22 protein-coding genes are annotated in these 20,445 nt (G+C 73.0%); 14 read left to right on the forward strand and 8 right to left on the reverse strand.

Annotated features, from left to right (window positions below; all coding sequences use genetic code 11):
- Positions 1 to 79: 79 nt before the first annotated feature.
- Together SOM35_RS08095 and SOM35_RS08100 are read right to left on the reverse strand one after the other, a co-directional pair.
- Entirely contained in the window at positions 80 to 1,579 is a 1,500-nt protein-coding gene (locus SOM35_RS08095) for an MDR family MFS transporter (RefSeq protein ID WP_320515027.1), read from the reverse strand.
- Between the two features lie 131 nt (positions 1,580 to 1,710).
- Positions 1,711 to 1,992, reverse strand: a complete 282-nt coding sequence (locus SOM35_RS08100; RefSeq protein ID WP_111074665.1) for an acylphosphatase — start codon at positions 1,990 to 1,992, stop codon at positions 1,711 to 1,713.
- 135 nt (positions 1,993 to 2,127) lie between these two features.
- On the opposite strand from SOM35_RS08100, the gene SOM35_RS08105 reads away from it, so the two are divergent.
- The 6 genes from SOM35_RS08105 to SOM35_RS08130 all read left to right on the forward strand — a co-directional run bounded on the left by SOM35_RS08105 (position 2,128) and on the right by SOM35_RS08130 (position 8,286).
- Positions 2,128 to 2,808 (forward strand): NUDIX hydrolase, encoded by a 681-nt coding sequence (locus SOM35_RS08105; RefSeq protein ID WP_320515028.1) that lies wholly within the window; start codon positions 2,128 to 2,130, stop codon positions 2,806 to 2,808.
- 30 nt (positions 2,809 to 2,838) lie between these two features.
- Positions 2,839 to 4,203 (forward strand): quinolinate synthase NadA, encoded by a 1,365-nt coding sequence (gene nadA, locus SOM35_RS08110; RefSeq protein WP_320515029.1) that lies wholly within the window; start codon positions 2,839 to 2,841, stop codon positions 4,201 to 4,203.
- Positions 4,204 to 4,205: 2 nt separating this feature from the next.
- Positions 4,206 to 5,861, forward strand: coding sequence for an L-aspartate oxidase (gene nadB / locus SOM35_RS08115; protein WP_320515206.1), 1,656 nt, complete (start codon positions 4,206 to 4,208; stop codon positions 5,859 to 5,861).
- Positions 5,858 to 6,790, forward strand: coding sequence for a carboxylating nicotinate-nucleotide diphosphorylase (nadC, locus tag SOM35_RS08120; protein WP_320515030.1), 933 nt, complete (start codon positions 5,858 to 5,860; stop codon positions 6,788 to 6,790). Before nadB ends, nadC begins: the two co-directional genes overlap by 4 nt.
- A gap of 10 nt (positions 6,791 to 6,800) precedes the next feature.
- Positions 6,801 to 7,940 (forward strand): cysteine desulfurase family protein, encoded by a 1,140-nt coding sequence (locus tag SOM35_RS08125; protein WP_320515031.1) that lies wholly within the window; start codon positions 6,801 to 6,803, stop codon positions 7,938 to 7,940.
- Between the two features lie 82 nt (positions 7,941 to 8,022).
- Positions 8,023 to 8,286: a hypothetical protein gene (locus tag SOM35_RS08130; RefSeq protein ID WP_290158090.1), complete on the forward strand. Its 264-nt coding sequence runs from the start codon at positions 8,023 to 8,025 to the stop codon at positions 8,284 to 8,286.
- Between the two features lie 187 nt (positions 8,287 to 8,473).
- Here the strand turns inward: SOM35_RS08130 and SOM35_RS08135 are convergent, their stop codons facing one another.
- Positions 8,474 to 8,938, reverse strand: coding sequence for an MSMEG_6728 family protein (locus tag SOM35_RS08135; RefSeq protein ID WP_320515032.1), 465 nt, complete (start codon positions 8,936 to 8,938; stop codon positions 8,474 to 8,476).
- 104 nt (positions 8,939 to 9,042) lie between these two features.
- Here SOM35_RS08135 and SOM35_RS08140 point away from each other — a divergent pair, with 104 nt between their 5' ends.
- Positions 9,043 to 9,639, forward strand: coding sequence for an NAD(P)H-dependent oxidoreductase (locus tag SOM35_RS08140; protein ID WP_221852089.1), 597 nt, complete (start codon positions 9,043 to 9,045; stop codon positions 9,637 to 9,639).
- A 53-nt stretch (positions 9,640 to 9,692) separates the two neighbouring features.
- On the opposite strand, the gene aroQ is transcribed toward SOM35_RS08140, so the two are convergent.
- A complete protein-coding gene (aroQ, locus tag SOM35_RS08145) occupies positions 9,693 to 10,127 on the reverse strand; it encodes a type II 3-dehydroquinate dehydratase (RefSeq protein WP_111074657.1) in 435 nt (144 codons plus the stop codon).
- A 163-nt stretch (positions 10,128 to 10,290) separates the two neighbouring features.
- On the opposite strand from aroQ, the gene SOM35_RS08150 reads away from it, so the two are divergent.
- Positions 10,291 to 10,707, forward strand: coding sequence for a VOC family protein (locus tag SOM35_RS08150; RefSeq protein WP_111074656.1), 417 nt, complete (start codon positions 10,291 to 10,293; stop codon positions 10,705 to 10,707).
- A gap of 27 nt (positions 10,708 to 10,734) precedes the next feature.
- Entirely contained in the window at positions 10,735 to 11,331 is a 597-nt protein-coding gene (locus SOM35_RS08155) for a DNA-3-methyladenine glycosylase I (RefSeq protein WP_320515033.1), read from the forward strand.
- Between the two features lie 14 nt (positions 11,332 to 11,345).
- Here SOM35_RS08155 and SOM35_RS08160 read toward each other — a convergent pair whose 3' ends face one another.
- The gene (locus SOM35_RS08160) at positions 11,346 to 11,849 is read right to left on the reverse strand and encodes a GNAT family N-acetyltransferase (protein WP_320515034.1); all 504 of its coding nucleotides are present in this window, start codon (positions 11,847 to 11,849) and stop codon (positions 11,346 to 11,348) included.
- A gap of 14 nt (positions 11,850 to 11,863) precedes the next feature.
- Positions 11,864 to 12,661 (reverse strand): LysR family transcriptional regulator substrate-binding protein, encoded by a 798-nt coding sequence (locus SOM35_RS08165; protein ID WP_320515035.1) that lies wholly within the window; start codon positions 12,659 to 12,661, stop codon positions 11,864 to 11,866.
- Positions 12,662 to 12,694: 33 nt separating this feature from the next.
- Here SOM35_RS08165 and SOM35_RS08170 point away from each other — a divergent pair, with 33 nt between their 5' ends.
- The 3 genes from SOM35_RS08170 to SOM35_RS08180 are packed head-to-tail and all read left to right on the forward strand — an operon-like array spanning position 12,695 to position 14,140.
- Positions 12,695 to 13,072: a DUF5997 family protein gene (locus tag SOM35_RS08170; RefSeq protein WP_110902580.1), complete on the forward strand. Its 378-nt coding sequence runs from the start codon at positions 12,695 to 12,697 to the stop codon at positions 13,070 to 13,072.
- An 8-nt stretch (positions 13,073 to 13,080) separates the two neighbouring features.
- On the forward strand, positions 13,081 to 13,590 hold the full coding sequence (locus SOM35_RS08175) for a hypothetical protein (RefSeq protein WP_320515036.1): 510 nt from the start codon (positions 13,081 to 13,083) through the stop codon (positions 13,588 to 13,590).
- A 19-nt stretch (positions 13,591 to 13,609) separates the two neighbouring features.
- Entirely contained in the window at positions 13,610 to 14,140 is a 531-nt protein-coding gene (locus SOM35_RS08180; RefSeq protein WP_221852100.1) for an Lrp/AsnC family transcriptional regulator, read from the forward strand.
- A gap of 62 nt (positions 14,141 to 14,202) precedes the next feature.
- Here the strand turns inward: SOM35_RS08180 and SOM35_RS08185 are convergent, their stop codons facing one another.
- On the reverse strand, positions 14,203 to 14,634 hold the full coding sequence (locus tag SOM35_RS08185; protein WP_220034040.1) for a GNAT family N-acetyltransferase: 432 nt from the start codon (positions 14,632 to 14,634) through the stop codon (positions 14,203 to 14,205).
- 107 nt (positions 14,635 to 14,741) lie between these two features.
- Here SOM35_RS08185 and SOM35_RS08190 point away from each other — a divergent pair, with 107 nt between their 5' ends.
- Positions 14,742 to 16,205, forward strand: a complete 1,464-nt coding sequence (locus SOM35_RS08190; RefSeq protein WP_320515037.1) for a hypothetical protein — start codon at positions 14,742 to 14,744, stop codon at positions 16,203 to 16,205.
- 87 nt (positions 16,206 to 16,292) lie between these two features.
- Positions 16,293 to 18,407, forward strand: coding sequence for a cell wall anchor protein (locus SOM35_RS08195; RefSeq protein ID WP_320515038.1), 2,115 nt, complete (start codon positions 16,293 to 16,295; stop codon positions 18,405 to 18,407).
- 147 nt (positions 18,408 to 18,554) lie between these two features.
- Here the strand turns inward: SOM35_RS08195 and SOM35_RS08200 are convergent, their stop codons facing one another.
- Positions 18,555 to 20,387: a histidine phosphatase family protein gene (locus tag SOM35_RS08200; RefSeq protein ID WP_320515039.1), complete on the reverse strand. Its 1,833-nt coding sequence runs from the start codon at positions 20,385 to 20,387 to the stop codon at positions 18,555 to 18,557.
- Between the last annotated feature and the right edge of the window lie 58 nt (positions 20,388 to 20,445).

The following is a 20,445-nucleotide window of genomic DNA, read 5'->3' on the forward strand; positions in this document are numbered from 1 at the left end:
GTGCCCACGATGCCACGCGGCCGGGAACGACGACGCGCCCCCCTCCAGAAGGGGGGGCGCGCGGTCGGAGCGGGAGCGGTCAGTGCATGGCGGGTGCGGGTGCACCCTCCGGGGTGGCCGGCTTCCGGACCATCGCCGAGGCGACGATGCCGAGCATCGAGATCACCGCACCGACGAGGAACGCCGAGTGCACGCCGGACGCGGTCGCCCGGGCGGTGGCCTCGGCGGCGGTCGCGGCACCTGCGACGTCGCCGTTCGTCGCCGCGGCGGTGGCGCCGAGCGTCAGCAGCGTGACGAAGAGTGCCGTGCCGGCCGCACCGGCGAGCTGCTGGGCGGTGCCGAGGACGGCGCTGCCGTGCGAGTACAGGCGCGGCGGCAGCCCACCGAGTGCCGCGGTGAACAGCGGCGTGAAGGTCAGCGCCAGGCCGAGGCTCAGCACGATGTGGGCGACGAGGACGAACGTGACGCTGGTGTCCGCGGTGACCGTCGAGAGCGCCCAGAGCACGGCGCTGATGATGATCGATCCGGGGATGAGCAGCATGCGCGGGCCGTAGCGGTCGTAGAGACGGCCGACGATCGGGGACAGCAGCCCCATCAGCAGGCCGCCGGGGAGCAGCAGCAGGCCGACCTGCAGGACCTCGAGGCCGAGCACCCGCTCGAGGTAGATCGGCAGCAGGATCAGCGTGCCGAACATCGCCATGAAGCTGATCGCCATCGCGACGATCGGGATGGTGAAGCCCTTGGTGTTGAAGGTGCGGAGGTCGAGGAGTGCGGCGTCACGGCGCTGCAGCCGGGTCTGGCGGACGATGAACACCGCGAGGGCGACGAAGCCCACGACGAGCGCACCGATCGGCACGCCGTACCCGGTCTCCCCGGCCTCGCCGATGCTCGACAGGCCGTAGACGATGCCGCCGAACGCGAAGGCGGACAGGACGACGGAGAACACGTCGATCGCGGACTTGCGCGGGGTCGAGACGTTGCGGACCTTCACCATGCCGAGCACGAGCGCGGCGAGCGCGATCGGCAGGACGAACCCGAACAGCCAGCGCCACGAGAACGCGTTGAGGATGAGGCCGGAGATCGTCGGGCCGATCGCGGGGGCGACCGAGATGACGATTGAGATGTTGCCCATCACGCGGCCGCGGTGGGCCGGCTCGATGAGGGTCAGGACGGTGGTCATGAGCAGCGGCATCATGATCGCGGTGCCGCTGGCCTGCACGATGCGCCCGATGAGCAGCATCGTGAAGCCCGGCGCGAGCAGCGCGATGAGCGTCCCGGCGGAGAACAGGCTCATCGCCCAGACGAACACCGGTCGGGTGTTGAAGCGCTGCAGCAGGTAGCCGGTGATCGGGATCACGACGGCCATGGTGAGCAGGAAGCCGGTGGTCAGCCACTGCCCGGTCGCGGCGCTGATGCCGAGGTCGTCCATGAGTCGCGGCAGCGCCACGCCCATGATCGTCTCGTTGAGGATGACGACGAACGCCGAGACGAGCAGCAGTCCGATCACGAGGCGGTTGCCCGCGGGGGAGGACTCTTCGACGGACCCGGTGCGGGGTGCGGAGTCGACGGCCTGGGTCAAGGGGGCTCCTGATGTCTTCGTGGTGTGACGGTGGACCCACGACGGGTGGGTACCGAGGCTGCAAGAGCTGACAGGACCACAGCATTCCCGACTGCCGCAGAACGTGGGGTGAACTCCGCGTGTCGCCCGCGTCAGTGCAGGATGCGGAAGCCGTCGTCCTCGCCGAGCGGGGCGACCTCCCGCACGGCCACGTCGGTGACGGTCGCCGACGGCGGGCCGGAGCGGAGCATCACGACGAGGGCGTCGACCGCGGGGCCGGGGCCTTCCGCCTCGACCTCGACGGTGCCGTCGAACAGGTTCCGTGCGTACCCGACGAGCTCGAGCCCGTCGGCCTTCCGTGCCGTCCAGTACCGGAACCCGACGCCCTGCACGGCTCCGGTCACGACGGCGTGCTTCCTCGTGGTGCTGCCCATGCGGCCGATGCTACGAGCGGCGTGTTACCCGGGCGTCACGGCTGCGTTCCGGTCCGGTGACCATCGTGATACGGTCATCAGTACCCGAACAGTTCGGGTCAGCATGACCATAACAACTCAGGGGAGGAGGCAGCGATGGACGACACCGGCATCCGCCTGGCGGTCTCGACCGTGATCGTCGCGCTCCGTCCGCACCCCGACAGCGGTGTGCCCGCACTCTGGATGCCACTGGTGCGACGCGTGACCGAGCCGTTCGAGGGCTCGTGGGCGTTGCCCGGTGGCTGGGTCGGGGCGGACGAGGGGCTCGACGACTCGGCCGCCGCGCGCCTCCGTGAGACGACCAAGGTGCAGCCGCGTTACCTGGAGCAGCTCTACGCGTTCGGCGCCGTCGACCGCTCGCCGACGCGGGTCGTGTCCGTCGTCTACTGGGCCCTCGTGCACCCGGACGAGGCGAACGTCGTGCCGGACGACTGGAACGTGCGGTGGTTCCTCGCCGACGAACACCCGCCGCTGGCCTTCGACCACGACCGCATCGTCGAGTACGCGCTGTGGCGCCTCCGCAACAAGATGTCGTACTCCCGGATCGCGCAGGCGTTCCTCGGCGACCGGTTCACGCTCGCCGAGCTCCGCGGTGTGTACGAGGCGGTGCTCGGGCAGACGCTCGACCCCGCCAACTTCCGACGGCAGGTCGCGCAGAGCGACGCGGTCCTGCCGACCGACGAGACCACGAGCGGCGGACGGCACCGACCGGCCCGGCTGTACCGCTCGAACCCCGACCTGTCGTACGCGGACAACGGCCCGCTGACGACGCCCTGACCCATCCCCTGAGCTGAGACGGGAACCGCCGTGTCCATCGCGACCACCATCGAACTGATCTCCAACGGCCGGGCGGCCGGCACCACCTGCACGCCCGACCTCGCCGCGCCGACCTGGGACTTCGACAGCGTCCCCGGCTACGGCCCCGGTTCGTCGATGTCCGACGTCATCCCGACCTCCGCCCCGCGGCAGGGCGTGATCCCGGACGAGTACAAGAACGCCCCCGACGATGAACTGCACGAGCGCATCGAGCGGGCGAAGGCGACCCTGGGGGACCGCGTGGTCGTCCTCGGGCACTTCTACCAGCGGGACGAGGTCGTCCGGCACGCGGACTTCCTGGGCGACTCCTTCCAGCTCGCCAACGCGGCGCTGACGAAGCCCGACGCCGAAGCGATCGTGTTCTGCGGCGTCCACTTCATGGCGGAGACGGCCGACATCCTGGCGCGGGACGACCAGCGCGTGATCCTGCCGAACCTGGCCGCGGGCTGCTCGATGGCGGACATGGCCGACATCGACAGCGTCGAGGCGGCCTGGGCCGAGCTCACCGCGCTGTACGGCACCGAGCCCGACGCCGACGGCCGGGTGCCGGTCATCCCCGTCACGTACATGAACTCCGCCGCCGACCTCAAGGCGTTCTGCGGGCGGAACGGCGGCATCGTCTGCACGTCCTCGAACGCGGCGACCGTGCTCGAGTGGGCGTTCGAGCGCGGGCAGCGCGTGCTCTTCTTCCCCGACCAACACCTCGGCCGTAACACCGCGAAGGCGATGGGCATCAGCACCGACCGGATGCCGCTGTGGAACCCGCGCCTGGCCGGTGGCGGCAACACCGCGGCCGAGCTGCTCGAGGCCCAGGTCGTCCTGTGGCACGGCTTCTGCTCGGTGCACCGCCGCTTCACGGTCGACCAGATCGAGCAGGCCCGCCGTGAGCACCCCGACGTCACGGTGATCGTGCACCCGGAGTGCCCGATGGACGTCGTCGACGCCGCGGACGTCGCGGGCAGCACAGACCTGATCCGGAAGACCGTCGCCGCCGCCACCGAGCCGACGACCTTCGCGATCGGCACCGAGATCAACATGGTGAACCGCCTGGCCGCCGAGTACCCGCAGCACACGATCTCCTGCCTGGATCCCGTCGTCTGCCCGTGCTCGACGATGTACCGGATCCACCCGGGCTACCTGGCGTGGGTGCTCGAGGCGCTCGTCCGCGGCGAGGTCCTCAACGAGATCGTGGTGCCCGCCGCGGTGCAGGTCGACGCGAAGGTCGCCCTCGAGCGGATGCTCGCCGCCAAGCCCCGCCCGCTGGCAGGGCAACGCGACCCGGGCCCCGCCGCGACCGCCCCGGCCGCCACCGGCCCGGCCGCCGCCGACGCGCCCGCGACCACCACCCGGGCTTGACGGTGCACGTCGTCGTCGTCGGGTCGGGCATCGCCGGCCTCACCGCCGCCATCCGCGCCAGCGCGCGCCACGACGTGACCCTCGTCACGAAGAGCGCGCTCGCCGACGGCGCCACCGCATGGGCCCAGGGCGGCATCGCGGTGGCGCTCGGCGCGGACGACTCCGCCGCCCTGCACGAGCACGACACCCACCTCGCCGCGGCGGGCAGCGCCGACGCCCGCGCCGTCGACGTCCTCTGCACCGACGGCCCAGCCCGGGTCCGCGACCTGCTCGCACTCGGCGTGCCCTTCGACCGCAGCACCGACCCGGCGACCCTCGACCGCTACGGCGATGACCTGGCGCGCGGACGTGAGGCCGCGCACGCCCGCTGGCGCATCCTGCACGCGGACGGCGACGCGACCGGTGCCGCCGTCGAACGGACCCTCGTGGCCGCCCTGCACCGCCGACACGTCACGATCCTCGAACGCACCTGCCTCACCGACCTCGTGGTCCGCGACGGCCAGGTCGTCGGGATCGACGTCCTCGACCTGCTCGGCGAACCCCGGCGGATCGGCGCGGACGCCGTGCTGATCGCCTCCGGCGGCGCCGGGCACCTGTACCGCGAGACGACGAACCCGCTGGTGGCGACCGGTGACGGCACCGCCGCCGCGTGGCGGGCCGGCGCCGTGCTCGCCGACGTGGAGTTCGTCCAGTTCCACCCGACCCGACTCGCGGTGCCGGACGGCGGCCTGGTCTCCGAGGCCGTCCGCGGCGAGGGAGCCGTCCTCCGCGACGCTGCCGGACACCGCTTCATGACCGACGTCCACCCCGACGCCGAGCTCGCCCCGCGGGACGTCGTCGCCCGCGGGATCGCCGCGGCCGTCCGGGCGCAGGACGGCCGACCGGTGCTCCTCGACGCGACCGGACTCGACCCCGACTTCCTCGTCGGCCGGTTCCCCGGCCTCACCCGCGCCACCCGGTCGGCCGGCTTCGACTGGACCCGCGAGGGCGTCCCGGTCACCCCGGCCGCGCACTACGCGATGGGCGGGATCGCGACGGACACGGAGGGCCGGACGAGCCTCCCGGGTCTCCTGGCGGTCGGCGAGGCCGCCTGCACCGGCGTCCACGGCGCCAACCGACTGGCGTCGAACTCGCTGCTCGAGGGGCTCGTCTTCGCGGTCCGTGCGGCCGACGCGCTCGGCAGCCCGCGACCGGGCCGACTCCGCCTGCGCGGCGACGCGACACTCGTCCCGACCGTCGTCGAACCCGTCGGCGACCGGACGGGAGGCGCGACCCACCCCGGTCCGTCCGCCTCCGTCCGGCAGGCGCTGCAGTCCGTCATGACCGACCAAGTCGGCCTGCTCCGCGACGCGGCCGGGCTCGCCGGGGCCCGCGCTGCCCTGGCCGGACTGTCCGCGCCGGCACCGACCACCGTGCGGGACGCCGAGGACCGCGCTCTGCTCGACATCGCCCGGCTCACCGCCCGCGCTGCCGAGGCCCGCACGGAGTCCCGCGGCGCCCACGCCCGCACCGACCACCCGGACACCGACCCGGCCGCACCCGCGACGCTCGCCTGGGTCACTGCGACACCCGCGCCGTCCGCCGCCGCACCGTCCGCCGCGGCACCGTCCGCTGCCGCATCCAGCCGCACGTCCGCCCGACAGGGAGCACTCGCATGACCAGCACGACCACCACTGCAGCCACCCCGACCGACGCGCAGACTGCAGCGGCCGCGGCGGTCCCCGACCCGGGCACGATCCCGCCGCACGCACTGCGCCGGGTGATCGAGACCGCGCTCGAGGAGGACGCGCCCTGGGGCGATGTCACGAGCGAGACCCTGATCCCCGCCTCGGCCACCGCGACCGCGATCCTGGCGGCCCGCGAACCCGGCGTGCTCGCCGGCGGTGAGGTCTTCGTCGCGGTGATGCACGCCGTCGACCCGGGCCTCGTCGTCGCCCTCGCCCGCCGCGACGGTGCGACCTTCGCTGCCGGTGACGTCATCGCGAGCGTCACCGGATCGGCGCGCTCGGTGCTCCGGGCCGAGCGGGTCGCGCTGAACCTGGTGCAGCGGATGTCCGGCATCGCCACCCTGACCGCGCGGTACGTCGACGCGACGGTCGGGACCAGCGCCCGGATCGTCGACACCCGGAAGACCACGCCCGGCCTCCGCGCACTCGAGCGCCATGCGGTCCGCTGCGGTGGCGGTCACAACCACCGGACGTCGCTGTCCGACGCGGTGCTCGCGAAGGACAACCACCTGGCGGTGCTGCTCGCCGAGGGGGTCGGCATCGGGGACGCGATCCGCGCTGCCCGGGCCCGGCTCGGTCACACCGTGCACCTCGAGGTGGAGGTCGACCGGATCGACCAGATCGAGGCGGTCGTCAGCGCCGGCGTCGACACGATCATGCTCGACAACTTCACCGTGCCGATGCTCCGGGAGGGCGTCGCCCTCGTGGCCGGCCGGGCGCTCGTCGAGGCCTCGGGCGGAGTGTCCCTCGACACGGTCGCCGCGATCGCCGCGACCGGGGTGGACATCGTCTCGGTCGGTGCCCTGACCCACTCGGCACGGGCGCTCGACCTCGGGCTCGACGTCGACGTCACCGCCTGAGGCACGAAGCGTGTTCTACCTCGACCGTGCCGCCACCACGCCGGTCCGCCGCGAGGTCCTCGAGGCGATGTGGCCCTACCTGACCGGCACCTTCGGCAACCCGTCGTCGACCCACGGCATCGGGGACGCTGCCGCCCGGGGTCTCGCCGCCGCCAGGACCGTCGTCGCCGGGGCCCTCGGCTGCCGCCCGGGCGAGGTCGTCTTCACGGGCGGTGGCACCGAGGGGGCGAACACCGCGGTGAAGGGCATCGCCCTCGCCACACCCCGCGGCCGCCACGTCGTCACGAGCGCGATCGAGCACGAGGCGGTCCTCGAGAGCTGCCGGTACCTCGAACGGTTCCACGGCTTCGAGGTGACGGTGCTCCCGGTCGAGTCGGACGGCACCGTCGCGCCGGACACCCTGCGCGCCGCCCTCCGACCGGACACCACCCTCGTCTCGATCGCGCACGCCGACAACGAGATCGGCACGGTGCAGGACGTCGCCGGACTCGCCGCGATCGCCCGCGAGGTCGGGGCCCGCTTCCACACCGACGCCGTGCAGTCGGCTCCCTGGCTGCCCGTCGGCCTCGACGTCCTGGGGGTCGACGCGGTCTCGGTGTCCGGGCACAAGCTCGGCGCCACGAAGGGGACCGGCGCGCTCGCCGTCCGCGCGGGGGTCCAGCTCGAGCCGCTCGTGCACGGCGGGGGACAGGAGCGCGGCCGTCGCTCGGGCACCGAGGACGTCGCCGGCGCGGTCGGGCTCGCCGCCGCCTGGGGGAGTGTCCTCGCCGAGCGGGACGCCGCCGCAGCCCACGCCACGACGGTGCGGGACCTCGTCGTCGCCGGGGTGCTCGACCGGGTGCCGGACGCGCGGCTCACCGGGTCGGCCGAGCACCGCCTGCCGGGGCACGCCTCCTTCTGCTTCCCGGGCGTGCACGGCGAGACGGTGCTGCTCGAGCTGGAACGACGCGACGTCGTGTCCTCCTCCGGCAGCGCCTGCGCCGCGGGCAGCACCGAGGCCTCGCACGTGCTGACCGCGCTGGGCCTCCCGGACGACCTGGCCCGGTCCGCAGTCCGGCTGACGTTCGACGCGACGCTCACGACCGCGGACGCGACGGCCGTCGTGGAGGCCGTGGTCGCCGCGGTCTCGGCCGTCCGGTCGCTCGCCTGACGAGGTGTACTAGACGTTCTCCTCCAGGTCTGGGGACGTGTCCCCTCTATTGCGGACAAGCACTCTCGAGCAGAGTGGAGGCATGGCGAACGTGACGACCACCCCGGTGACGCAGGACGACCGCTTCCGTGCGGTCCAGCTCCTGCCCGCACCGGCGACGGTCCTGGCGCTCGCCGTCGGTTCCGCGCACGGCCTCGACGCCGGTCCGCTCGCGGTGGTCGCCGTCGTCGGCGTCCTCGCGACCCTCGCCAGCGCACTCCTGCCCGCGCGGCTCGCGCGCGCTGGCCACGCGATGGCTGCGCCGACCGAGTCCGATCGGTACCGGGGAGACCGCGACCGGAACTGACCTCTCGACCTGCACCGTCCCTCCCGGCGGTGCGCTGGACCGGACGCATCCCCTGATGCGCGTCCGGCCGGGACACCGGCCCCTGCCGGGTCGTCCCGGAACGACCGGGTCCGCCGCGGCCTCCGGGACCATCGACCCCTGAACGATGTGTCCCGTTCCCCCCGGGGTGCGGCGGACCCGGTCCCACTCAGGCGGTCGTGCGGTGCTCCACCGTGCCGGGCCACAGGTAGTCGAGGTCGTCCGGCACGTCGGGGAACAGCGGCCGGTAGTGCTCCGGCGCCTTCTGCACGAGCTTCGAGCGGTGCGACAGGTGTACCCGCTCGTCGGTGTTCCACGAGGGCACCTCGAAGTCACCCCGCTCGTAGGTCGCCAGGTCCTCCGGCACGAGTGCCAGGTCCGCCAGGGTCTTCTCGAGACAGGTGTCGGCGTGCCCGCGCTCGAGCCACACCCGGCACGTGGCGTCCTGGTAGGCCATCAGGGCCGGCCGGAACCCCCGCCACATCGCGGTCACCGGATGGTGCTGCCAGCCGTAGTCGGGCAGGGTCAGCGCGCGCATGACCTGCAGGGTCTCGACCCGCTGCTTGCCGAGGCGCTTGTCGTCGAGCACCTCGGCGGAGGCACGGAAGTCCGGGAACGGCAGGAAGGTCTGCATCTGCCGGACGCTACGCCCGCGGGCCCGGGAGTCCGCGCGGTGCCGGGTGACACATGTCGTCACATCGGCGACCGGCGCGTGCGGGGCGTGTGAGCATCGACCGCATGAGCAGTTCCCTCGTCGTCGGGGTCAGCGGCAGCCCGTCCGACCCGTCCCGCACCTCGACCCTCGTCGCCGCGACCGTCGACCGGCTCGCCGCCGAGCTGCCGGACGCCGAGACCGTCATCGTCGAGATCGGCCCGCTGCTGGCGGACCTCGGCGCCGCCGTCGACCGCGAGCACATGTCGGACGCCACGCGGGCAGCGCTCGAGGCCGTCGAGTCTGCGGACGTCCTGGTCGTCGGCAGCCCGGCCTTCCGTGCCGCGTACTCCGGGGCGTTCAAGCTCTTCTTCGACTGGATCGGCCAGTACGACCTGGTCGACACCCCGGTGCTGCTCACCGCGACCGGGGGCAGCGACCGACACGCGCTGCTCGTCGAGCACCAGATGCGGCCGCTGTTCGGGTTCTTCCAGTCCACGACGCTGCCGCTGGCGGTGTTCGGCAACGAGCGGGACTTCGACAAGCGCGTCGGTGGCTACGACATCGCCAGTGTCGACCTCGAGCTGCGGATCGACCAGGCCGTCCGTCGGGCGATGCCGATCATCCGCGGCGGGTTCGTGGCGGCGGGCGTCGACGAGGTGCGGCGGCCGGCGGAGTTCTGACGGGCCTCCCGGCCGGGGTGTTCCGGGCTGGACCCGTCAGCCGCCCAGGTGGGTCAGCCGCGCAGCAACGCGGCGACGTGCGCGACCGCCAGGCGGTACCCGTCCGCCCCGGCACCCGCGATGACCGCGGTCGCGGCCGTGGCGACGTGGTCGACGTGGCGGAACGGCTCGCGCTTCCACGTGTTGGACAGGTGCACCTCGACCACGGGCACGCTCAGTGCCTCGACCGCGTCGTGCAGCGCGACCGAGGTGTGCGCGTAGGCGGCGGGGTTGATGACGACGGCGTCGTGGTCGTCGAGCGCCTCGTGCAGCCAGTCGACGAGCTCGCCCTCGCGGTTGGTCTGGCGGAAGTCGACCTCGTGCCCGTGCTCGGCGGCCTCGGCGCGGACGACGGCCTCGAGGTCGGCGAGCGTCACGGTGCCGTACTGTGCCGGGTCCCGTCGGCCGAGGATGTCCAGGTTCGGGCCGTTGAGGACGAGGATGCGCATGCGGCGAGCCTACCGAGCGGGTGGGTGGGCGGAGACGGCGGTCGGCACGGGGTGTCGTTCCGGCTCGGCGGCTGTCCGTGCCGACCTGCCGTCGGTTCCACCACGGAACGGTTGCGTGGGCGCGGTCCGGGGTCCAGGTTGGTCGTGACGGAAGGGACCCCACATGTCGACCATGGTGTTCATCAACCTGCCGGTGTCCGACCTGGCGCGGGCGACCGCGTTCTACCAGGCGCTCGGCTACCCGCTCAACCCGGTGTTCAGCGACGACACCGCCTCGAGCATCGTCGTGAGCGACACCGTGTACGTGATGCTCCTGACGCATGCGAAGTTCTCGGAGTTCACCGACAAGGCGATCGCCGCGCCGGACACCATCGAGGTCATCAACTCCCTCAGCGCCGAGACGAAGGACGAGGTGCACCGGATCGTCGACGCGGCCGTCGAGGCCGGCGGCACCGAGGACCGGCCGGAGATGGACCTCGGCTTCATGTTCCAGCGGAGCTTCAACGACCCCGACGGCCACCGCTGGGAGTACGTCTGGATGGACCCCGCCGCGCAGGAGGACGGCCCGCCCGCCGACTGACCCCTCGTTCTGCGGGAAGATCGGGGGATGACCGACGACCTCGTGACCGGTGCCGACGGCCTCGCCCGACCGCTCTGGGCGTCGACCGACCCGATGCTGCGTGCCTACTACGACACCGAGTGGGGGATGCCGGTCCGTGACGAGCGGGGCGTGTTCGAGCGGCTCTCGCTCGAGGCGTTCCAGTCCGGGCTGTCCTGGCGCACGATCCTGGCGAAACGGCCGGCGTTCCGGGCAGCGTTCGCCGACTTCGACCCGGACACCGTCGCCGCGTTCGGGGACGAGGACGTCGCCCGGCTGCTCGGCGACGCGGGCATCGTCCGCAACCGCGCGAAGATCGCCGCGACGATCACCAACGCGAACGCCACCGTCGCGCTGCGGGCGGACGGGGGACTGGCCGACTTCGTGTGGTCGTTCCGGCCGGACGACACGCCCAGGCCCCGGACGGCCGCAGAGGTCCCGACCACCAGCCCGGAGTCGACCGCGCTGTCGAAGGCGCTGCGGAAGCGCGGCTTCGCCTTCGTCGGACCGACCACGATGCACGCCCTGATGGAGGCACTGGGCATCGTCGACACGCACCTGCTCGGCAGCCACCGTCGGGCGACCTCGGGCATCTGGCCGGACTGAGGTCCGGCTGAAGCTCAGGTGAGCGGGAGCCGCATCTGCACCGAGGCGACCTCGTACCCGAGCTCCTCGTACAGGTGGCGCGCGCCGGTGTTGTAGCCGAAGACGTTGAGCCCGATGCTCCTCGCGCCGGCGTCCTGGGCGACGACGTGGGCGAGCTCGAGCCCCCGCCGCGCGTGACCCTGCCGTCGGTGTGCGGCGTCGACCTCGACCTCGAAGACCCACCACTCGGAGCTGCCCGCCGTGAGCGGGCCGACCCAGAGCTGCCCCACCACGGTGTCGTCCGCGAGCGTCAGCTCCCACACGTGGTGACCCGCTGCGGGCGACCCGCCCGGGAACCACTTGTCGAGGGACTGCCGCATGTTCTTCTCGGCGGCCTCGGGGCTCTCACCTGACCGGATGCGCGAGGCCACGTAGTCCGCCATCGAACGGTCCAACCAGCCCGGCATCCGCTCGCCGGGCATCGGCACGAGGCGCACGTCGCTCGGCGCCGGAGCCGGAGTCGGGGTCGTGCCTGGCACTGCGGAGTCCATCGTCAGCGGTTGCCCTTCGAGCCACGCTTCGGCTTGCCGGACATGCCGCGCGGGGTGCGGCCGCGGCCGGTGGAGTTCTTGCCGCCGCCGCTCTTCGCGCCGGTGCCCTTCGTGGCGCTCCGCTTGGCGACGGTCTTCGCGTTCGCCGCCGTGGCCTTGCCGCCGGGCGCCTTGCCGGAGGCCTTGCCGGCCGCCTTCTGTCGTGCGCCGTCCTGCTCGTCGGGATCCGAGCCTCCCGGCTGGTCCTGCTGCCGCGAGCTGTTCGCAGTGCGCCCGCGGACGACGCCGATGAACTCCTCGGTGAGCTCCGAGGCGTCCTCGTCGCGCCAGACGAGCGCGACGCGGGTGCCGGGGGAGTCGGCGAGCGGCCGGGAGACCAAGGACTTCCGGCTCTCGGCACGGAAGAGGGACTGGGGGAGGACGACGACGCCGACGTTGGCCTCGACCAGGTCGAGCGCCGCCGCGACGTCCGGCGGGACGGGGCCGCCGTCGAGGATGGTGACGCCGGCGAGGTCCGCCTCGGTGACCTCGTCGAGGTCGGCGAGCGGGGAGCCCTTCGGAGCGGCGACGACGGCCGTCTCGGTCCACAGCGGGATCGCGTGCGGCTGGTCGCCGTCGGCCCGCTCGGGGACCGGCATCCGGGCGAAGACCATGTCGGCGGCGCCCTCGATCGCGTCGAGGACCCCGTCCGCGGTGACCGGCATGAGGACGAGGTCGACGTCCGGTCGGCGCTGACGCCAGACCCGTACCCACTTGGCGGGGGAGACCCCGGGTACGAAGGCGATGGAGAGCGCGGTCATGCACCCGAGCATAGGGGCCGTACTCTGGTCACCATGGCCCAGGAACAGACCATGAAGCCCGAGACCGCTGCCAAGAAGCTCGGCATCCTCCTCTCGGCGACACCCGAGTCGTTCCGTGCGGGCCCGATCGCTCGCACGACGTTCGACGAACTGCAGAGCGAACCGCCGACGTGGCTACAGGACCTCCGTCGTGACGGTCCGCACCCCCGCCCGGTCGTCGCCGCGCGCCTCGGGGTCTCGATCTCCGGCCTCGCCCGCGCCGGCGTGGACGACGTCCTCACCACCGAGCAGATCAAGCAGCTCCTGCAGGACATGCCCGCGTGGCTCGTGCAGGAGCGTTCGACCCAGGCCGCGGTCCGCACCGAGAACGTGCGCGTGAAGCAGGAGCGCGCCGCCCGCACCGAGGGCTGACCCCACCCGTGCACGGGACCGTCGCCGACGCCATGCTCGTCGTGCCGCAGTTCGCCTCGGTGTGCTGCATCGTCGGCGACCGGTACCGCCCGCGTCCGGGCGTGATCGTCCCCGCGGCCGTGATGCTCGTCGCGATGCTCATGCCCGTCGTGCAGGCCGGCCCGTCGTGGACGATCCTCGCCGCGGCACTGCTGCTCTTCCTCGCGCCGATGCCCGTGATGCGCCGACGTCGTCGGGACGGTCGTCGCGCCGAGCCGATGGACGTGCACCGGGCACTCTCCGCCGTCGTGATGGCGGGGATGCTGCTGATGGGGCACGCGTCCGAACTCGGCGGTGGTGGCGTTCACGCCCACGCCCTGGTCCTCACCGCGGTGCTCGGCGCCGGCGTCATCGGCTACTGCGCCTTCAGCGGGTGGCTGCTCCGCTACGAGTGGGCACGGGACGACCGACGCGCGGTCCGCAGCGGCGAGGTCTTCGCGATGACCGTCGCCGTGGTCGGGATGACCCTGGCGATGTGACCGGCGTTACGGTGGTGCCGTGTCCGACCGCATCGTCCGCCGCCCCGACGCCACACCGCCGCGCCTCGACGAGGTCGACGAACGGATCCTCTGGGTGCTGGCGTCCGACGCCCGGATCCCGAACAACCGGCTCGCCGCTGCCGTGGGCATCGCACCGTCGACCTGCCTGGTGCGGGTCCGGGCACTCGAGGACGCCGGCATCATCACCGGGTACCGGGCCGAGGTCGACATCGCCCGACTCGGGTTCTCGATCGAGGCGATGGTCTCCGTCCGGGTGCACGCCGCCGCCCGGCACGAGCTGCGGGAGTTCGCGAAACGCCTGCTCCGGGTGCCGGTGGTGCTCGACGTGTCGTTCCTCGCCGGTGACAAGGACTTCCTCGTGCACATCGCCTGCACGTCGACCGAACAGCTGCGGGACTTCGTCGCCGACGAGCTGAGCGGGGACCCGTCCGTCGCGACGACGCAGACGTCGATCGTGTTCGAACGGCTTGTCGCGGACCGGGAGCACCAGGCCCGTTCCTACGGCGAACTGCGCCGCTGGCAGGCCTGATCCCGGCGGACCGGGGCCGTCATCGGACCGGGGCCGTCAGCGCGGCTCGTCGGCGCGGCCCGTCAGCGGGTGCGGACCATCGGGGTGTGCGGGATCGCGTCCTCGAGGAAGTCCTCGCCCGAGCGCACGAAGCCGAACTGCGCGTACCACTCGCCGAGGTGCGCCTGCGCGTTGATGCTGATCCGCTCCGAGCGGCTCTCGGCGATGGCCGCCTGCATGAGCGCGGCGCCGAGCCCCTTGCCACGGGCGTGCGCTGCCGTCGCGACACGGCCGATCCGCTCGGTGCCGTCGGGCTCGCGGAGCAGACGCAGGGTGGCGTCGACGGACCCGCTGCCGGCCCAGAACTGCACCGTGCCCGGCTCGAGGTCGCGGCCGTCGATGTCGTCGTAGGCGCAGGCCTGTTCCACCACGAACACGTCCTGTCGCAGGCGGAGGATCTCGTGCAGGGTGACGACGTCGAGGTTGCGGGTCGGGGCGCTGAAGGTCGAGGGCACGACGTTTCCTGACTTTTTCTTGGGAATGGGTTCCGCACGGCACCTGTGCAGGCGTACCGTGCCGGTCAACCACTCTACGTGCGCAGCCGAGATCAGGAGGTGAGCGCATGGACGCATCGATGCGTGCACCCCTCGACGCGGTGATCCGTTGGGCCCTCATGGCCTCCGGCATCGCGCTGGCACTGGTGCTGCTGTCGCTCTTCTTCGGTGCTCGGCCCGCCTCGGCCGGGGTGCTCAACCTGGGTGGAACGCCCTCGAGCAGCTCGCAGACGACCTCGTCGCAGCGCTCGGACGGCCTGCTGGGCGGTGTCGTGTCGGGCGTCGGCGGGACAGTCGAGGGCGTCGGACGGGCCGTCGGCAACGTCGTCACCCCCACCCGACCGGCCCCGGCAGCGCCGGCACCCGCTCCGGCGGCGCCCGCGCCGGCACCCGCTCCGGCGGCCCCCGCCCCGGTCGCTGTCGCTCCGGCATCGGCACCGGCTCCGGCCGCCCACGCTCCGGTCCCTGCAGCAGCCCCCGCGGTCCCCGCTCCGGCCCCCGCGTCGGCGGGCTCGCAGGCGGCCCCGACCACTGCTCCCGCGCCCACCTCGGCAGGCCAGCCGTCGAGCCACGCCGGCACCCCGGCGAACGTCCCCGCGAACGACTCCGCAGCCCCCGCAGGCACGCCGGCGACCCGCCCGGGCACCTCGCTCGTCGGTGGCGTCGTGTCGGCCGTGAGCGGTGCCTCCCGGCCCGTCACCGACACCGTCGCGACCGCCCTCGACCCCGTCACCGGGGCTGTGCAGGACGTCGTCGGTGACCGCCCGGTGACCGCGATCGTGGCCGTCGTCGACCGGGTGGTCGGGAGCCTCCCGGTCGTCGGCGGACTGCTCGGCGACGACACGCTCGGCATCGTCACGGCACCCGTCACCGGCACCGTCGACGACGCGCTGGGAACGGTCGGCGACGTCGTCGGCGTCCTGCCCGGCGTCGTGTCCGAGGTGCCCGACGTCGTCGGCGACCTTCCCGGCGTCGGTGGCGGACTCCTGCCGGGAGGCTCCCTCCCCGTCGTCGACGTCCCCGTCGTGGTCGGCCCCGGCATCGGAGGCTCGGTCGCGCCGATCCTGCCGGGAGTCCCGGAGCCGGCCGCTCCCGCATCGCCCGCCGTCGCGGTGTCGACCACCGAGACCGCACACCCCGCGACGACCGCAGCCGCACCGGGCACGAGCACGGGCGCAGGTGGCATGACCACTTCCGTGTCCTCGCCGTCCGTCGTCCGCGCGAGCACCTCGACGACCGTCGACGGTCCGCTCGCTGCCAGCACGGCATCGACCCCCCTCGCTGCCGCGACCTTCGGCGGCGAGGCCCTCGTCCTCCCGGAGGGTGGCGTGCCCGTGCACGCACCGTTCGAGGGCGCCACCGGCGGCACCGCAGGCGGATCCGCCGCGGGCAGCTCCGGCGGCGCGAACCCGATCGGCACCGTCGGTGCCGACGCACAGACCTCCCCCCTCGCCGCGGGTCACCGCGGCCCGGTCACCGACGAGGCCCTCCCGGCATCGCTCGTCGGCGACCACGACGTCGCCCCCGATTGAGATCGGCGCACCTGCCCGCCACGGCAGGACGCGTCACCGACCGCCTCCATGCGGTCGACCAACCATCTCGATCAGGAGTGAACGACCATGAACAAGAACGTCACCCGAGGGCTCTTCTTCGCCCTCTGCGTGGGCGGGCTGACGCTCGGTGGAGCCGTCGCGGCGAACGCGGCGACGACCACCGGAGCGGACGGCATCGCCTCCGGGACTCAGATCGCGCCGAACGTCGACGCACCGGTCTCCGTCACCCGCAACGCCTTCGGCATCGTCGGCGACGCGGTCTCGGCCGTCACGAGCCCGGCGGCTGCGCCGGCTCCGGCGACACCTGCACCTGCACCCGCGGCACCGGCACCGGCTCCGGCGGCACTTGCTCCGGCACCCGCGGCACCGGCACCTGCACCCGCTCCGGCGGCACCTGCTCCGGCACCGGCACCCGCCGCGACGACGAGCGGTGCTGACGGCATCGCGTCCGGCACCCAGGTGGTGCCGGAGGTCGCGGCTCCCGTGACCGTCACCGGCAACGCCGTCGGCGTGCTCGGCGACGCGGCTGCTGCGCCGGCACCCGCTCCGGCGGCACCGGCTGCACCGGCTCCGGCTCCGGCTCCGACGACCAGTGGCACGGACGGCGTCGTCTCCGGCACCCAGGTCGCTGGCGACGTCGACCTCCCGGTGACGGTCGGCGGCAACGCCGTCGCCGTCGCAGGAGACGCCACCAGCACCGGCTCGAGCGCGGCGGCTCCGGCCACCGCGCCGGTCGCTGCCGCGCCGGCAGCGACGCCCGCGTCCACCTCAGGAGCGGACGGCCTCCTGTCCGGCACACAGGTCCTGCCGGACGTCTCGATCCCGGTCACGGTGTCGGGCAACGGCATCGGGGTCCTCGGGAACGGCGCCGCGAGCGCCGGTCCGTCGACCTCCGGCACGCCGGCTGGTTCCGGCTCGACGGGAGGCGCGCCCTCCTCGAAGACGTCGGGCTCGGACGGTCTCATCTCCGGCACGCAGCTCCTCGGCACCGTCTCCGTCCCGGTCACGGTGACCGGGAACGGCATCGGGGTGCTCGGCGACGGCACGAGCACCGGCGGCTCCAGCACCGGCGGCTCGAACACCGGTACCGGCGCCGGCGCCGGCGCTGGGACCGGCAGCGCGCCGGTCTCGGGCGGGACGACCTCGGGGGAGGACGGTGTCGGTTCCGGCACGCAGGTCGCTCCCGTGGTGTCGGTCCCGGTGACCATCGGCGGGAACGGCATCGGCGTGATCGGTGACGGCACGAGCGCCGGCGGTTCGACCACGGGCACGGGCACTGGAACCGGAACCGGCAGCGCGCCGGTCTCGGGCGGCACGACCTCGGGGGAGGACGGTGTCGGTTCCGGCACGCAGGTCGCTCCCGTGGTGTCGGTCCCGGTCACGATCGGCGGGAACGGCATCGGCGTGATCGGTGACGGCACCAGCACCGGCGGTTCGACCACCGGCACGGGCACGGGCACGGGCACTGGAACCGGAACCGGCAGCGCGCCGGTCTCCGGCGGGACGACCTCCGGCCAGGGTGGCATCGGCTCCGGGACGCAGGTGATCCCGGTGATCGACGTCCCCGTCACGATCGGTGGGAACGGCATCGGCGTCATCGGCGACGGCACCAGCACCGGCGGTTCGACCACCGGCTCCGGCGCCGGCACCACGCCCGTCGGCGGAGGGACGACCTCCGGCGAAGGCGGCATCGGCTCCGGTACCCAGATAATCCCCGTGATCACCATCCCGGTCACCATCGGCGGGAACGGCGTCGGCGTCATCGGCGACGGTTCCAGCAGCACGCCGGGCACGACGACGCCGGGTACGACGGACCCGGGCACGACGGACCCGGGCACGACGACGCCGGGCACGACGGACCCGGGCACCACGGAGCCCACCACCGGAGTCACCCCGGCGACGGGGACGAACCCCGGCACCACCGTCCCGGTCACCACCCCGGCGACCCCGGCCGCGCTGGTCACCCCGGCGGCGGCGGTCACCACCCGCTCTGCTGCCACCCCGGTCGTCACGACGGCGACGGGCAGCGGGGTCAGCACGACCCGCACGGCCACCGGCACGACCGGCACCACCGGCACGCTCGCCTACACGGGAGCGGACCGTCCGGTCCTCCCGGCCCTCGCGGCACTGCTGCTGCTCCTGGCCGGCCTCGGGACGATGACCCTGCGGCGCCGCCACTGACGACGACCCGCTGAACGGGTGCGGAGTACCGGGACCCCCGGTGCTCCGCACCCGCATGCCCTGCTCACAGTCGGGCTGGTGGCGTCTTCCGGGCGGGTGCGGCACGGCGGAGCGGTGGTCTCGCGCAGCCGCCACTCCGCATCGGTGTCACTCGGTGTGACGACGTGCGCGACGCACCACCAGGGTTCCGGCACCGGCCAGGAGGAGCAGCGTCGCGAACAACGCCGGTTCGAGCGGTGACTGTGCTCCGGTCGCGGCCAGCGACCCCTTCGCCCGGGTCGTCGGCGTATCGGCGCCCTGAGCCGCTGGTGTCGGTGTCGGGGTCGAGGTCGGGGTCGGACTCGTGGTGGGCGCAGCAGCGGGCGTCACGGTCGGGGTCGGCGTCGGCGCAGGCGCGGCTTCGGCGATCAGCGGGCTCTCGGTCATCGCCGTGCCGGTGAGGCACCGCTTGAGCTCGGTCTCCTTGACCCAGTGCGACCCTGGGGCGACCGCACGGCATCCGGAGGCGAACGCGATCTCCCGCTCGTTGTAGAGCATGCGCACGAGCGGGGTGTAGGCCGCTCGTGTAACCGGGTCGATGCCCGCTCGCGACACGACGTCCCACTGCACGTTCGCGGCCATCGGCGTCACCTCGGAGCCGCGCCACGGATTGGTGGCGTCGTCGTAGACGTCGGCGTCCGATGCCGGAGCGGCGTTGTCGGGCGCGGCCACGGTGGATCCCGGCAGACGCAGCAGCGCAGCGAACGGGATGATCGTCTCAGCGTGCGCGAAGCGGAAGGTCGCGACCACGTCGCCACCAGCGGCGCGGGCGTCGATCGTGGAGAAGAAGTCGTCGAGCAGGGGCTTGGTGATCGAGTAGGTCTCGTCGTGCCCGGCGAGGCTCGGGCCCTTCTCGTAGAAGTCCTCGGCGTCGAGCAGGTACGCGAACCACTCGGCGTCCGCCGGCCGACCCGCGAAGTACTGCGCGAAGTCGAACCGGTGCGGAGCGACGTTCTCCTCTTGCATGTCGGCCGCGATGATGTACAGGTTGTACAGCGCCATCGCCGCGTCGACAGTGGTCTTGATGGACTTCTTCGGATCGCCGCAGGCATCGGGATCGGCCTTCGTGTCGGCGCCGGGCGCGCACGTCACCGCGCCGCCCTTGGAACCGTCGGCGGTGTTGTACCAGGTGTGCGCCTTGTCCGTGCCGATCGTGGCGATGAACTCGGGCGTGAAGATGCCGGAGAGCACGTCGTCCGCTGCCTGGACCGATCGCGGCTTCGCTTCGATGTAGTGCAAGGCCGCCGCGATCGTGCCGCCGTCACCGGTCTGTTCGGCGATGTAGTCCTCGTACGCCTGGGCGCGCTCGCGCTCGGGGGAGCCCACGGCCTTCTCGGTGCCGTCCGGGTTCTCGACCTCGTGGAAGTAGAGCAGGTCCGGGCGCGGCTCGAGCGTGACTCCCGTGAGCCCGAAGCCCTTCAGGAAGTTCTCGCCTGACTCTGTGGCGCGGGCTTCACCCGATGTCTCGGCGACGACACGTCCGCCCGATCGTGCCGCTTCGGCGAAGAGTGGCGCGTTGCGCTGCGCGGCTCGCGCTCCGATGCCGCGGTGCTGGGCTGCGCCCTGGCCGGTGAGCATGCCGTAGCCGTTCGCGACGTTGGCGGCGGTGATGGCATCCAGGTCCGCGGAGAAGCGCTTCCCGATCTCCGGCGTCAGGAACCCGTTCTCGGCCTGCGCGGTCGCGGCGAGACGGTGTAGCAGCGCGTCGTACTTGTAGGCGGAGAGCCCACGGGATCCGTGTCGGGCGACCGACTCCGTGGCGACGGGCGCGTAGCCCGTCGGCGCCGGCGAGTACGCGTCGATGTCCGACCTGCTGGGGGCGATGTAGGGCTGCTTGCTGCTGTAGACGTTGGTGTCGTCGTCGGCGTGCGCCGGTCCCGCGACCATCAGCGAGGCGATGGCAGCGACGGCGACGCAGGACAGCGCGGCGCGGGTGTTCATGGATCCTCCGATGTCGGACCTCGGGCAGTGGTCCGAGAAGCAGGGGTAGCGGCAGCGG

Origin of the sequence: Curtobacterium sp. CFBP9011, from assembly GCF_034045095.1 — a bacterium.
In the GTDB taxonomy this organism is placed as follows: Bacteria; Actinomycetota; Actinomycetes; order Actinomycetales; family Microbacteriaceae; genus Curtobacterium.

Bases quoted from the DNA above. Each gene is read 5' to 3' on its own strand.
- SOM35_RS08100 (WP_111074665.1), bottom strand. From the start codon at position 1,992: ATGGGCAGCACCACGAGGAAGCACGCCGTCGTGACCGGAGCCGTGCAG.
- SOM35_RS08150 (WP_111074656.1), top strand. From the start codon at position 10,291: ATGTCGACCATGGTGTTCATCAACCTGCCGGTGTCCGACCTGGCGCGG.
- nadC (WP_320515030.1), top strand. From the start codon at position 5,858: ATGACCAGCACGACCACCACTGCAGCCACCCCGACCGACGCGCAGACT.
- SOM35_RS08200 (WP_320515039.1), bottom strand. From the start codon at position 20,387: ATGAACACCCGCGCCGCGCTGTCCTGCGTCGCCGTCGCTGCCATCGCC.
- SOM35_RS08155 (WP_320515033.1), top strand. From the start codon at position 10,735: ATGACCGACGACCTCGTGACCGGTGCCGACGGCCTCGCCCGACCGCTC.
- SOM35_RS08130 (WP_290158090.1), top strand. From the start codon at position 8,023: ATGGCGAACGTGACGACCACCCCGGTGACGCAGGACGACCGCTTCCGT.
- SOM35_RS08170 (WP_110902580.1), top strand. From the start codon at position 12,695: ATGGCCCAGGAACAGACCATGAAGCCCGAGACCGCTGCCAAGAAGCTC.
- SOM35_RS08165 (WP_320515035.1), bottom strand. From the start codon at position 12,661: ATGACCGCGCTCTCCATCGCCTTCGTACCCGGGGTCTCCCCCGCCAAG.
- SOM35_RS08105 (WP_320515028.1), top strand. From the start codon at position 2,128: ATGGACGACACCGGCATCCGCCTGGCGGTCTCGACCGTGATCGTCGCG.
- SOM35_RS08135 (WP_320515032.1), bottom strand. From the start codon at position 8,938: ATGCAGACCTTCCTGCCGTTCCCGGACTTCCGTGCCTCCGCCGAGGTG.
- aroQ (WP_111074657.1), bottom strand. From the start codon at position 10,127: ATGCGCATCCTCGTCCTCAACGGCCCGAACCTGGACATCCTCGGCCGA.
- SOM35_RS08190 (WP_320515037.1), top strand. From the start codon at position 14,742: ATGGACGCATCGATGCGTGCACCCCTCGACGCGGTGATCCGTTGGGCC.
- SOM35_RS08140 (WP_221852089.1), top strand. From the start codon at position 9,043: ATGAGCAGTTCCCTCGTCGTCGGGGTCAGCGGCAGCCCGTCCGACCCG.
- SOM35_RS08195 (WP_320515038.1), top strand. From the start codon at position 16,293: ATGAACAAGAACGTCACCCGAGGGCTCTTCTTCGCCCTCTGCGTGGGC.